Source organism: Pseudomonas sp. LM13, assembly GCF_041381355.1.
GTDB classification, from domain to species: domain Bacteria; phylum Pseudomonadota; class Gammaproteobacteria; order Pseudomonadales; family Pseudomonadaceae; genus Stutzerimonas; species Stutzerimonas frequens.
The window spans coordinates 17,715-30,590 of record NZ_JACBXH010000007.1; the positions used below are offsets into that span (position 1 = coordinate 17,715).

Here is a 12,876-nt window from a genome sequence, read left to right on the forward strand (position 1 = left end):
AACGCCGGGTCATGCCCGGCGTTTTCATTTAGCGCGTCTGTCGTTGCTGCAACAGCAGGTTCTTGTAGCCGCTTGCCCCAAGGGTCTTCTGCGCTGCATTGAGTTGTTCGCGGCTGCTGAACGGGCCGACCAGTACCCGGTACCAGGGCTCGTCGCGAACCTTGACGCTTTCCACCCGCACATCCTGGCCGAGCAGGATGATCTGCGCGCGCACCCGGTCGGCCTCTGCCTGTTGGCGGAACGAGCCGGCCTGCAGGAAGAACTGCGTCACCGGTGCCTTGGCGACGGTCGGTGGTGGCGGTGGCACCTGGCCGTTGAGCGCGGCCTGGGCGCGTGCCTCGTCGATCTTCGCCGCTTCTTCGGCTGTGACCGGCGCAGTCGGCGGTTCAGGCTGTTTGGTTTCCGGCGGCAGAATCACTTCGGATTCGGGCAGCAAGGTATAGAAGTCATACTTCGGCTTGGGTGGCTGCTCGTTGGCGGGCGTGCGCTTGGGTTGCTCCTTGATCGCAGTCCTGGGCGCGTCCTTGTTGCGTTTGACCTCCTCGCCGCCCGGCTCGAGGCTCATCAGGAACATGATGAAGCCGCCGATGACCAGGCCGCAGACCAGCCAGATCCAGCCAGGCACGGGCTGCTTGGCCGGCGCCTGATAACGGCTGGCGCCTCGTTTGGGCGCGGCTTTCTTCCTTGCTGCCACTTACATGCGCTCCAGTGGTTCCAGGCCGAGCAGTTCCAGGCCCTGCTTGAGGGTGTGGCCGGTCAGGGCGGCCAGACGCAGGCGGCTCTGCTTTTGCGCATCCTGTTCGGCGCTGAGAATCGAGCAGTGCTCGTAGAAACTGGAGAACAACCCGGCCAGGTCGTAAAGGTAAGCGCACAGCAGGTGCGGTTCGCCTTTCTCGCCGACGCTGTTCAGCACTTCGCCGAACTGGGCGAGCCTGGCGGCCAAGGCGAGCTCCTGCTCGGCGTCCAGTTCGATCTGCCCGCTGATCTCGTCGATACCCTTGCCCAGCTTGCGGAACACACTGGCCACGCGGGTGTAGGCATAGAGCAGGTAGGGTGCGGTGTTGCCTTCGAAGCTCAGCATCAGTTCGAAGTTGAAGCGGTAATCGCTGGTGCGATGCTTGGACAGGTCGGCGTACTTGACCGCGCTGATGCCCACCGCACGGGCGATCTGACGCAGCTCGGCTTCGTCGAGCTCCGGGTTCTTGCCCTTGACCAGGGCATAGGCGCGCTGCTCGGCTTCGTCGAGCAGGTCGATCAGCTTGACCGTGCCGCCATCGCGGGTCTTGAACGGGCGGCCGTCGGCGCCGTTCATGGTGCCGAAGCCCATGTGCTCGAGCTGCATGCCTTCATGGACGAAGCCTGCTCGGCGGGCCACTTCGAAGGCCATCTGGAAATGCAGGGCCTGGCGCTGGTCGACGAAATACAACACGCGGTCGGCGTGCAGCTGCTGGCTGCGATAGCGCATGGCGGCCAGGTCGGTGGTTGCGTAGAGATAGCCGCCACCGGCCTTCTGCACGATCACCGGCAGCGGGTTGCCTTCGGCGTTCTTGAATTCATCGAGGAAGACGCACTGGGCGCCATTGTCTTCGGTGAGCAGGCCCTTCTCGCGCAGGGCCTCGACGATGTCCGCCAGGTCGGCGTTGTAGGCGCTTTCGCCCTTGACGTCAGCCGGGGTCAGCTTGACGTTGAGACGGTCATAGATCTTCTGGCAGTGCGACAGCGAGATATCGTTGAAGCGCGTCCAGAGGCTCAGACACTGGTCATCGCCCGCCTGCAGTTTGACCACCAGTTCACGGGCGCGATCGGCGAACTCGGGTGACTCGTCGAAGCGCTGCTTGGCGGCGCGGTAGAACTGCTCGAGGTCGGCCAGCTCGCTTTCCGCGGCGGCCGGCTTCTCCTCAAGATAGGCCAGCAGCATGCCGAACTGGGTTCCCCAGTCGCCGACGTGATTCTGCCGGATCACCTCGTCGCCGAGGAACTCCAGCACCCGGCCCACCGCATCGCCGATGATGGTCGAGCGCAGGTGGCCGACGTGCATCTCCTTGGCCAGGTTCGGCGAGGACAGGTCGATCACCACACGCTGCTTGGCGCTCGCCTTGTGCACCGCAAGTTGCGCATCGGCCAGAGCGGTTTCGAGGCGCTGGGCCAGGGCGTCGCTGTTCTGGAAGAAGTTGAGAAAGCCCGGGCCGGCAATCTCGACCTTGCTGATCTGCGCGTCCTGCGGCAGCGCGGCGATGAGCTTCTCGGCCAGGTCGCGCGGCTTCATGCCGGCTGGTTTGGCCAGCATCATGGCGATGTTGCTGGCGAAGTCACCGTGGCTCTTGTCCTTGGTGTTTTCCACCTGGATCGCGGGCGTCAGTCCCTCCGGCAGCACGCCCTCGCTGGTCAGGCGAACAAGGGCTTGCTGGATCAGGTGGCGAATGCTGTCTTTCATGGTCGGCTCGGTCCGCAGGAAGTGCGCGAAAACCCGGCATTATCGGGGCGTGATGGGTGTGGCTTCAAGCCGTGTGGTTCGCGCTGCCGGAAAGTCATGCGTTCCGACGGCACCATCAGAGCAGATCGATCGGGTCGACATCCAGGCTCCAGCGCACGGCGCGTCCGCCGGGCAGCTGCTCGAGCAGTGGCACCCAGGCATCCATCAGGCGATGCAGGGCCGCGCGGGCGTTGCCCTGCAGCAGCAGCTGCGCCCGGTAGCGCCCGGCGCGACGTTCCATCGGCGCCGGCACCGGGCCGAGCAGCTCGATGCCGCTGAGCTGCAGCTGCCCGAGCGTCTGCTCCGCCAGCGTGCAGGCTTCGTCGAGGAAGGCCTCGGCCTGACCGGGCTTCTGCGCTTCGGCGCGCAGCAATGCCAGATGGCTGAAGGGCGGCAGGCCGGCGGCGCGCCGTTCGGACAGCGCCTGCTCGGCGAAGGCGAAATAGCCCTGGTCGGTCAGCTGCACCAGCAGCGGGTGGTCGGCCAGGTGCGTCTGGATGATCACCTTGCCCGGTTCCTCCGCGCGTCCGGCGCGCCCAGCGACCTGCACGATCAACTGGGCCATCCGCTCGCTGGCGCGAAAATCGGCGGAAAACAGCCCGCCGTCGGCATCGAGAATCGCCACCAGGGTCACCCGCGGAAAATGGTGGCCCTTGGCGAGCATCTGGGTGCCGACCAACAGGCAGGGCTCGCCACGGTTGATAGTTGTGAACATCTTTTCCATCGCGCCCTTGCGCGCCGTGCTGTCGCGGTCGATGCGCAGCACCGGGTAATCGGGGAACAGGACGCCGAGCCGCTCTTCGGCGCGCTCGGTCCCGGCGCCGACCGGACGCAGGTCTACCTTGCCGCAGTCGGGGCAGTTGCGCGGCGGCCGCTCGGCGTGCCCGCAGTGGTGGCAGCGCAGTTCGTTGTGCCGTTGGTGCAGGGTCATGCGCGCATCGCAGCGCGGGCACTGGCTGAGCCAGCCGCAGTCGTGGCAAAGCAGGGTTGGGGCGAAGCCACGGCGGTTGAGGTAGACCAGTACTTGCTGCCCGGCTGCGAGCGTCTGGCCGATGGCCTGTTGCAGCGGGCCGGATATGCCGGCGTCCAGGGGGCGGCTTTTCACATCCAGACGCAGGAAACGCGGCTGCTGGGCATTGCCGGCGCGCTGGCTCAGCCTGAGCAGCGCGTAGCGGCCGCTGTGGGCGTTGTGCAGGCTCTCCAGCGAGGGCGTCGCCGAGCCGAGCACGATAGGCAGGTTTTCCTGGCGAGCACGGACCAGCGCGAGATCGCGGGCGTGATAGCGCAGGCCTTCCTGCTGTTTATAGGAGGCGTCATGTTCCTCGTCGATGATGATCAGGCCGGGATTCTTCATCGGCGTGAACAGGGCCGAGCGGGTGCCGATGATGATGTCCGCCTCACCATCGCGGGCCGCCAGCCAGGCATCGAGCCGCTCGCGATCGTTGATGTTGGAGTGCAGCAGCGCGATCCGCGCATTGAAACGCTGCTCGAAGCGGGCCAGTGTCTGTGGGCCGAGGTTGATCTCCGGGATCAGCACCAGGGCCTGCTTGCCGGCTGCGAGCACGCGATGGATCAGCTGCAGATAGACCTCGGTCTTGCCGCTGCCGGTGACGCCGGCCAGCAGAAAGGCCCGAAAGCTGCCGAGGCCGGCGCTGACTGCTTCGAAGGCGGCGCGCTGTTGCGCATTCAGCGTCAGCTCGGCCTGCAGCAGCCAGCTACCACTGTGCTGTCGCGCTGGGCTGCTGCGGCGCGACTCCACCCTTACCAGGCCCTTCTCCTGCAGCAGGTCGAGGCTGTCCTTGTTCAGCTGCAGCTTGCCGATCAGGGCGTGGGGCAGGCCGTGGGCATGCTGTGCGATGACCTTCAGGGCTTCGCGCTGACGCGGGGCACGGGCCAGTCGCGGATCGTCCGGGCTGGCACCTTCGACCAGGCGCCAGTAGCGTTCCAGGCGCGCTTCGGCCGGTTCGCCCTGGCGCAACAGCACCGGCAATGCCCAGCTCAGGGTATCTCCGAGGCTGTGCTGGTAATACTGAGCGGTCCACAGGCAGAGCTTGAACAGGGGGAGCGGCAGTGGCGGCTTGCTATCCAGCAGCTCGAGCGCAGGCTTGAGTTTTTCCAGCGGCACTTCGCTCTGATCGCTCAGCTCTACCAGCACGCCGATGACCTCGCGCCGGCCGAACGGCACGCGCAGGCGCATGCCCGGCTGCAGCGAGTCGGGAGTTACGCCATGTGGCGGTAGGTAGTCGAACAGGCGGCGCAGCGGCGAAGGCAGCGCCAGGCGGAGGATGCTGGAAGGCACGCGTTGATCCTTGGTGACGAGTGCCGATGGTAAACGATCGCGGTGCTCGGTGCCGTCCGATAGCGCGTCCGGAGGCGCCGGAACGTCGGTCGCCTGCGCTTGCATCACCTTTGTGCTCTGGTATGATTCGCGCCCTACTTCGTGCGGTACTCGACATAGGGTCGGGTGGCGGCACGCAATCCTAGAGGATTCACCATGAAAGCCGATATCCATCCGAACTACGTCGAAATTGAAGCCACCTGCAGCTGTGGCAACGTCATCAAGACCCGCTCCACGCTGGGCAAGAACCTGAACATCGACGTGTGCTCCGAGTGCCACCCGTTCTACACCGGCAAGCAGAAGGTGCTGGATACCGGCGGCCGTATCGACCGCTTCAAGCAGCGTTTCGGTGTGTTCGGCGCCAAGTAAGCCGGCACAGCGGGAATCCGATGAGGTTTTCCGAGCACATGAAAAAGGCGTCCCTCGTGGGCGCCTTTTTCGTTTCCGTCATCTGCAGCCTCCCGGCGCTCGCGTTCTGTCCCTCGCCTGGGGCACTGCCGCGGGTGGGCGTGGCGAAGGTGGTTGATGGCGATACGCTGCGTCTGGTCGATGGCCGAAGCGTGCGCCTGATCGGCATCAATGCGCCGGAACTTGGGCGTGACGGTCGCAAGGCCGAGCCCTTCGCCGTGGCGGCACAGCGTCGGCTGCGCGCGCTGGTCGAGGCCAGCAACGGACGGGTGGGGCTGGTCCTTGGGCGCGAGTCAAAAGATCGCTATGGTCGTACCCTGGCCCACGCCTATGACGAGCAGGGCCGCAATCTGGAATCGGCCTTGCTGGCCGAGGGCCTTGGCTTGATGGTGGCGATCGCCCCCAATACGGCGCTGGTGGCTTGTCATCTGCGGGCCGAGCGGCTGGCGCGGCAATCCCGCCTGGGTATCTGGCGCAAGCTGACGCCGGGCTCGACCCGCGCGGTGAGGCAAGGTGGATTCGCCTTGTTGCAGGGCCTAGTCGAGCGCGTCGAGCACAATCGCGGCGGCTATTGGCTGGAAATGGATGGCCCGGTAGTGGTGCACATTCCGCCACAGGCATTCGATGCTTTCGATCTGGCACAGTTGCCCCGACTCGCTGGCGCGGCGCTCGAGCCCAGAGGCTGGTTGGTGGATCGTCGCGGGCGGGCCGGAAAAGGACAGGCTCGCTGGATGTTGCGGGTGACCCATCCGGCGATGCTCGGGCTGCCTCACTGACTGGGCAGTCAGCTCCGGTCTACCCGAAAAGTCGTACTTGCCTGGGCTTGACAGCCTGCGCCGCGCGCTGGCTTGTGAGCGCGCTCGTTCTTGGCGTATGCTCGACCGCCTGTCTGTCCCAGTAAAATAAGCGGAAATGCCACATGACTGACCTGAAAACTGCCGCGCTCGAATACCATGCCCAGCCCCGTCCGGGGAAGTTGAGCGTCGAGCTCACCAAGCCCACCGCCACTGCTCGTGACCTGTCCCTGGCCTATAGCCCAGGCGTCGCCGAGCCGGTTCGCGAGATTGCTCGCGATGCGGAGCTGGCTTACCGCTACACCGGCAAGGGCAACCTGGTGGCGGTTATCTCCGATGGCACCGCTATTCTCGGTCTGGGTAATCTCGGTCCGCTGGCTTCCAAGCCGGTGATGGAAGGCAAGGGTGTGTTGTTCAAGCGCTTCGCCGGTGTCGACGTATTCGACATCGAGGTCGATGCCGAGAGCCCGCAGGCCTTCATTGATACCGTCAAGCGCATCTCGATCACCTTTGGTGGCATCAACCTCGAAGACATCAAGGCGCCGGAGTGTTTCGAGATCGAGCGCGCGCTGATCGAGCAGTGCGATATTCCGGTCTTCCATGACGACCAGCACGGCACGGCGATCGTCACTGCGGCCGGTATGCTGAACGCACTGGAAATCGCCGGCAAGACGCTGGAACAGGCCAAGATCGTCTGCCTCGGTGCCGGTGCTGCCGCGACCTCCTGCATGAAGCTGCTGGTCAGCATGGGTGCGAAGATCGAGAACATCTTCATGATCGATCGCAAGGGCGTGATCCATGCCGGTCGCGACGATCTCAATCAGTACAAGGCCGTGTTCGCCCACGAAACCGACAAGCGCACCCTGGATGACGCGCTGCATGGTGCTGATGTCTTCGTCGGTCTGTCGGGTGCCAACCTGCTGAGCCCGGAAGGTCTCAAGCGCATGGCGGCCAATCCGGTCGTGTTCGCTTGCTCCAACCCTGATCCGGAAATCAGTCCTGAGCTGGCGCATGCGACGCGTTCCGACGTGATCATGGCGACCGGCCGTTCCGACTATCCGAATCAGGTCAACAACGTGCTGGGCTTCCCGTTCATCTTCCGTGGCGCCTTGGACGTTCGCGCCAAGCGCATCAACGAAGAGATGAAGATCGCCGCCGCGCTGGCCCTTCGTGATCTGGCCAAGCTGCCGGTGCCGGCCGAAGTCGCCGCTGCCTATGGTGTGGACAGCCTGGAGTTCGGCCGCGAGTACATCATTCCGAAGCCTATGGACCCGCGCCTAATCACTCTGGTTTCGGACGCTGTAGCCAAGGCTGCTATCGAAAGTGGTGTAGCTACGTTGCCTTACCCGTCGCACTATCCGCTGAAGTCAGTGAACGACGTCTTCAACGGTTGACAGCGAGAACACAAAAAACCCCGCCTTGGCGGGGTTTTTTGTGCCTGCGGTAGGCTGGGGACTGTGCTTAGAACAGATCTAGCGGAGCCGCCTCGTCAGCAGGTAGAGGGCTGCCAGGAGCCTGATAGCCCGACTCGAACTCGCCCATCGGCGGCGGCGAGTCCTCGCTCTTGAATACTTCGAAATAGGCGTCAGGGGTGTCTGGCGTTGCGGCGCGACCGCTGACCGGATCGACACGCAATTTCAGCAAGCCGTCCGGTTCGGCGGGCGGATGCTCGGGCATGTCCTTGAGCACGGCGCTCATGTAGGTCATCCAGATCGGCAGGGCGACCGTGCCGCCGTATTCATTGCGCCCCAGGCTCTGCGGCTGATCGAAGCCTGCCCAGACGGTCGTGACGATGTCGGCGTTGTAGCCAGAGAACCAGCTGTCGATCGAGTCGTTGGTGGTGCCGGTCTTGCCGGCAATGTCGTCGCGCCCCATGGCCAGCGCACGCCGGCCGGTACCCCGCTTGATGACGTCCTGCAGCATGCTGGTCATAATGTACGCGGTGCGTTCATCGAGGACCCGCTCGGCGAAGCGAGGCTGGCCATCAGTCTGCTCATCAGCCGAGAGCTCGTGTTCCGGCGCAGCACTGACCTCCACAGCATGATCCTGCGATTCATGCTGCGGTACACGCGCCGGGTTTGCTTCGAAGAGCAGTTTGCCCTCGCGATCCTCGATTCGCTGGATCAGGTACGGCTCTATCTTGTAACCACCATTGGCGAAAGTGGTCCAGCCGGTCGCAATCTCCATCGGGGTCAAGGTAGCGGTCCCCAAGGCAAGTGACAGGTTGCGTGGCAGATCTTGCGGGTCGAAGCCGAAGCGGCTGATGTAGTCGATCGTATGCCCAACGCCGAGGGTCTGCAGCAGCCGAATCGATACCAGGTTTCTGGATTTATAGAGCGCCTCGCGCATGCGAATCGGGCCGAGGAACGTGTTGTTGTCGTTCTTGGGTCGCCAAATGCGATCCATCCCTTCCTCGACGAATACGATCGGCGAGTCGTTGACGAGACTTGCCGCGGTGTAGCCGGCATCCAGAGCGGCGCTGTAAATGAAGGGCTTGAAGCTCGAGCCGGGCTGTCGTTTGGCCTGGATGGCTCGATTGTAGTTGCTCTGTCCGAACGAGAATCCACCTGCAAGGGCCTCGATCGAGCCGTCCCGCGGGTCGAGTGACACCAGCGCGGCTTGTGCTTGCGGGACCTGGCTGAACAGTGCCGAGTCGTCCTGCCAGCGAACACGCACGACGTCCCCGATTTTCACAACGTCCGCGGGGCGTTGTGGCCGCGGACCCATGCTGTTCGTTCCGAGAAACGGGCGCGCCCATTTCATGCTCTCCCAGGCGACCGGATGCTCGTTGCCGTCGCGAGTGAGAACCAGGATGCCGCTGTTGTCCACTTGCGTGACAACGGCCGGGTGCAGCCCGGAAAGACTCCTGAGCTTGCGCAGCTCCTGCATCCAGGACTCGCGCGGGAGATCACCCAGACGTGCCTCCGGGCCGCGGTAGCCGTGTCGTTGGTCATATTCGATAAGCCCACTATCGAGTGCGATGTTGGCGGCTATCTGCCTTTCGCTGGAGACTGTGGTATGCACCCGGAAACCGTCGGTATAGGCCGCGCTGCCATAGCGTCCGACCATCTCGGCGCGGGCCATTTCCGCTATATAGGCAGCATCGAGTTCGGGGGCCGCGCCGTGGTACCGAGCGGTCTCAGGTTCGGCCAGTGCCTGCCGATAGCTCGTTTCATCTAGCGAACCAAGCTTGTACATCCTTCCGAGAATCCAGTCGCGTCGCTCCTTGCTGCGAGCCGGGTTGACCAATGGATTGAAGGCTGACGGAGCTTTGGGTAGGCCGGCAATCATTGCCAGCTGGGCGACGCTTAGCTCGGAGATCGACTTGCCGTAATAGACCTGAGAGGCGGCCTCTATGCCGTAGGCGCGGTTGCCCAGGTAGATCTTGTTGACGTACAGCTCGAGGATCTCGTTCTTGCTCAGTTCGCGCTCGATCTGCAGCGCCAGCAGAATCTCGTTGATTTTGCGTGAAAAGCTACGTTCGCTGGTTAAGAAATAGTTCTTGGCGACCTGCATGGTGATGGTGCTGCCGCCTGTCTGGATCTGCCCGCTTTTCAATAATTGCGTGGCAGCGCGCATCAGGCCGGTTATGTCGACGCCATAATGATTGGCGAAATTATCGTCCTCGGCAGCGAGTAGGGCGTGGATGAAGTCCTCTGGGATTTCCTCGAAGCGGATAGGCGATCGGCGCATCTCGCCGAACTCGGCGATCAGCTTTTCGTCGGCGCTGTAAACCCGCAGTGGAATCTGCAGCTGTATGCTGCGCAAGGATTCAACCGAGGGAAGGTTGGGATTGAGGTAGAGAAACGCACCGCTGATGCTCAGCAGCAGTGCGCAGAAGACTGCGAAGCACGACCAGGCAAGAAATTTCAAAAGACGCATCGGGGTTCTGGGAATCCGGGAATTTTGGGAGGGGGAAGGTGGCGATGCTGAAAGAGGAAAACCGTTCACATTATATGCGTTTTTTTTGCCGGGTAGCCATTTGCGCTTCTGTCAAGCCTGTTATTTAATGTGGATAAACATAATTAATCCGTAAGTTGCGGATAAAGATAGGAAATCGGTCGTGCTAGGGCTCTTCACTAAGAAAGCGAACACGCTGCTTGGGATCGATATCAGTTCGACCTCAGTCAAGCTTCTCGAATTAAGTCGATCGGGGAACCGCTACCGGGTTGAGGCTTATGCGGTTGAGCCGCTCCCACCAAATGCCGTGGTCGAAAAGAACATCGCTGAACTGGAAGGCGTTGGCCAGGCTCTGCAGCGTGTGGTCGCAAAGGCTAAGACCGGCTGCAAGTCAGCCGTGGTAGCCGTCTCCGGCTCAGCGGTGATCACCAAGACGATCGAGATGGACGCCGGGCTGTCCGACGAAGAGCTGGAAAACCAGCTGAAGATCGAAGCCGACCAATATATTCCCTATCCGTTGGAAGAGGTAGCGATCGACTTTGAGGTCCAGGGGCCCGCGCCGCGTGCGCCCGGTCGGGTCGAGGTTCTGCTCGCTGCCTGTCGCAAGGAAAACGTCGAGGTGCGCGAAGCGGCACTGGCCCTGGCCGGGCTCACCGCGAAGGTCGTTGATGTCGAGGCCTATGCGCTCGAGCGCTCCTATGGCCTTCTGGCGCCGCAGTTGGGGAGCACGCATGGTGAACTGACCGTCGCCGTCGTGGATATCGGTGCAACGATGACGACTCTGAGCGTCCTGCATAACGGACGCACCATATACAGTCGTGAGCAATTGTTCGGGGGGCGGCAGCTGACCGAGGAAATTCAACGCCGTTATGGGCTTTCACAAGAGGAGGCTGGCCTCGCTAAAAAGCAGGGAGGGCTTCCCGATGACTACGACAGTGAAGTTTTGCTTCCGTTCAAAGAAGCGGTCGTTCAGCAGGTCTCACGCTCGCTGCAATTCTTCTTCGCTGCTGGGCAGTTTCATGATGTCGATTGCATTCTGCTTGCTGGTGGAACGGCTTCCATCCCGGGGCTTGATCATCTCATTCAGCAGAAGATCGGCACCCAGACTCTAGTTGCCAATCCGTTTGCCGATATGGCTTTGAGTAGCAAGGTCAACGCAGGCGCGCTGGCCAGTGATGCGCCCTCGCTGATGATTGCGTGTGGGTTGGCGCTAAGGAGTTTCGACTGATGGCGCAGATCAACCTTCTGCCTTGGCGCGAACAATTGCGTGAAGAACGCAAGCAGCGTTTCCTTGCCTCTCTTTTCGGTGTGCTGGTCGTTGCGGCTGGCCTTGTTTTTCTTGGTGATCGCTATCTTCAGGGTGCGATCGAGCAACAGAGTGCGCGCAACGAATTCATAAAAAAAGAAATTGCCGTGCTGGATGCGCGAATCAAGGAGATCAAAGAACTCAAGGAACGTCGTCAGCAATTGCTGGAGCGTATGAAGATCATTCAGGACCTACAGGGAAATCGCCCGATCATTGGTCGCGTATTCGATCAGCTGGTGCGCACGCTGCCAGATGGAGTTTATTTCACTTCGTTAAAAATGACCGGCAAGAACATTGCGATCGTCGGGGCTGCTGAGTCGAATAATCGGGTTTCCAATCTCATGCGCAATCTTGATGGGTCGGACTGGCTCGAATCACCCAACCTGAATGAAGTCAAGGCGGTAACGGCTGGTGCGGTGGATCAGGAAAACGTCTTTCAGCTGACGGTACAGCAGACCCAGCCAGCCGTCTCCACGGAAGGAGCGAAGCCATGAGTCTGGCTGATTCGTTGCAGAGTCTTCGTAAGATCGATGTCGCCGATCTCGATCTAAACAACCTCGGTTCGTGGCCCGCGCCGGTCAAGTTCATTACGGGCGTCATTCTGCTCGCCGTGGTGCTGGCTCTGGGTTATTACCTTCATTTGCAGGATATGCAGGTGCAGTTGGAGCAGCAGCAGGCTCAGGAAGCGACCCTGAAGCAACAGTTCTCCAGCAAGGCATTTCAGGCGGCGAACCTAGATGCTTATAAAAAGCAGATGTCGGAAATGGAAACTTCATTCGGTGCACTGCTGAGGCAGCTACCAAGTGATACGGAAGTTCCTGGGCTGTTGGAGGATATAACCAGGACAGGTCTGGGCAGTGGTTTGGAGTTCGAAGAGATCAAGTTGCAACCGGAAGTGGTGCAGCAGTTCTATATCGAGCTTCCGATAAACATAAAGGTGATTGGTGGCTACCACGATCTGGCTACATTCGTGAGTGGTGTTTCCAGTCTGCCGCGAATCGTTACGTTGCACGACTTTGAAATAAAGCCAGAAAAAGACGACTCGACTTCAAAGCTACAGATGAACATCGTCGCGAAGACTTATCGGTATAACGACAAGGGGTTGCAGAAATGAGAGGCTCGCAGCTCGTTGCGCTGGGCTTAAGCCTGGCGATGTTGGGGGGCTGTGGTGGCGGCTCGGATTTCAGCGACCTGCAGTCGTTCATGGATGAGGTTCGGGCAAAGCCAAAGGGAACGATTGAGCCGCTGCCGGCGTTCATCCCCTATGAAGCTTTTACATACAGCGCGGCCGCGTTGCGGCATCCGTTCCAGCCGCCCGTCAAGCTGGATCTGGCACAGCGGCAAAAAGGTTCTAAAGATATCCAGCCCGATGAGTCACGCGTCAAGCAGTTCCTCGAAGGGTTCAATATCGAAAATTTCACCATGGTCGGCACGCTCTCTAACGGGCAGGGGCGTTATGCGCTGATCCGGGGAGGTGACGGTGTTCATCGCGTCAGGATTGGTGACTATCTCGGCCGTAACCATGGCCGCATCGTCGAGATCAGCGAAGCGGCGGTGGATGTAGTGGAAATCGTTCCGGATGGAGAGGGTGGGTGGCTGGAGCGCCCGCGCAGTCTGACCTTGAAAGAGCGCACCTAGCGCGGGGCACAAGCATGGA

11 protein-coding genes are annotated in these 12,876 nt (G+C 61.6%); 7 read left to right on the forward strand and 4 right to left on the reverse strand.

Features of this window, described 5'->3' with window-relative positions; translation table 11 throughout:
- Positions 1 to 28 precede the first annotated feature (28 nt).
- The 3 genes from HZR81_RS07630 to HZR81_RS07640 all read right to left on the reverse strand — a co-directional run bounded on the left by HZR81_RS07630 (position 29) and on the right by HZR81_RS07640 (position 4,772).
- Positions 29 to 694, reverse strand: a complete 666-nt coding sequence (locus HZR81_RS07630; protein WP_500127736.1) for an SPOR domain-containing protein — start codon at positions 692 to 694, stop codon at positions 29 to 31.
- On the reverse strand, positions 695 to 2,434 hold the full coding sequence (gene argS, locus HZR81_RS07635) for an arginine--tRNA ligase (RefSeq protein WP_500127737.1): 1,740 nt from the start codon (positions 2,432 to 2,434) through the stop codon (positions 695 to 697).
- A gap of 115 nt (positions 2,435 to 2,549) precedes the next feature.
- A complete protein-coding gene (locus HZR81_RS07640) occupies positions 2,550 to 4,772 on the reverse strand; it encodes a primosomal protein N' (protein WP_500127738.1) in 2,223 nt (740 codons plus the stop codon).
- Positions 4,773 to 4,967: 195 nt separating this feature from the next.
- On the opposite strand from HZR81_RS07640, the gene rpmE reads away from it, so the two are divergent.
- The 3 genes from rpmE to HZR81_RS07655 all read left to right on the forward strand — a co-directional run bounded on the left by rpmE (position 4,968) and on the right by HZR81_RS07655 (position 7,407).
- Complete coding sequence (rpmE, locus tag HZR81_RS07645) at positions 4,968 to 5,180, forward strand: 50S ribosomal protein L31 (RefSeq protein WP_003301052.1); 213 nt, start codon at positions 4,968 to 4,970, stop codon at positions 5,178 to 5,180.
- 20 nt (positions 5,181 to 5,200) lie between these two features.
- Entirely contained in the window at positions 5,201 to 5,995 is a 795-nt protein-coding gene (locus HZR81_RS07650; protein WP_500127739.1) for a thermonuclease family protein, read from the forward strand.
- Between the two features lie 143 nt (positions 5,996 to 6,138).
- Positions 6,139 to 7,407: a malic enzyme-like NAD(P)-binding protein gene (locus HZR81_RS07655; RefSeq protein WP_500127740.1), complete on the forward strand. Its 1,269-nt coding sequence runs from the start codon at positions 6,139 to 6,141 to the stop codon at positions 7,405 to 7,407.
- Between the two features lie 67 nt (positions 7,408 to 7,474).
- Here HZR81_RS07655 and HZR81_RS07660 read toward each other — a convergent pair whose 3' ends face one another.
- On the reverse strand, positions 7,475 to 9,895 hold the full coding sequence (locus tag HZR81_RS07660; RefSeq protein ID WP_500127741.1) for a penicillin-binding protein 1A: 2,421 nt from the start codon (positions 9,893 to 9,895) through the stop codon (positions 7,475 to 7,477).
- A 181-nt stretch (positions 9,896 to 10,076) separates the two neighbouring features.
- Here HZR81_RS07660 and HZR81_RS07665 point away from each other — a divergent pair, with 181 nt between their 5' ends.
- From HZR81_RS07665 to pilP, 4 genes are read left to right on the forward strand one after another with little or no spacing between them, the layout of a single operon-like run.
- The gene (locus tag HZR81_RS07665; RefSeq protein WP_500127742.1) at positions 10,077 to 11,141 is read left to right on the forward strand and encodes a pilus assembly protein PilM; all 1,065 of its coding nucleotides are present in this window, start codon (positions 10,077 to 10,079) and stop codon (positions 11,139 to 11,141) included.
- Positions 11,141 to 11,713 carry a PilN domain-containing protein gene (locus tag HZR81_RS07670; RefSeq protein WP_063539613.1) on the forward strand — a complete coding sequence of 191 codons (573 nt, stop codon included), beginning with the start codon at positions 11,141 to 11,143 and terminating at the stop codon, positions 11,711 to 11,713. Before HZR81_RS07665 ends, HZR81_RS07670 begins: the two co-directional genes overlap by 1 nt.
- Positions 11,710 to 12,333, forward strand: a complete 624-nt coding sequence (gene pilO / locus HZR81_RS07675) for a type 4a pilus biogenesis protein PilO (protein WP_125868794.1) — start codon at positions 11,710 to 11,712, stop codon at positions 12,331 to 12,333. The genes HZR81_RS07670 and pilO overlap by 4 nt, the downstream gene beginning before the upstream one ends.
- Positions 12,330 to 12,857 carry a type 4a pilus biogenesis lipoprotein PilP gene (pilP, locus tag HZR81_RS07680; RefSeq protein WP_125868795.1) on the forward strand — a complete coding sequence of 176 codons (528 nt, stop codon included), beginning with the start codon at positions 12,330 to 12,332 and terminating at the stop codon, positions 12,855 to 12,857. The genes pilO and pilP overlap by 4 nt, the downstream gene beginning before the upstream one ends.
- The last annotated feature ends 19 nt before the right edge of the window (positions 12,858 to 12,876 follow it).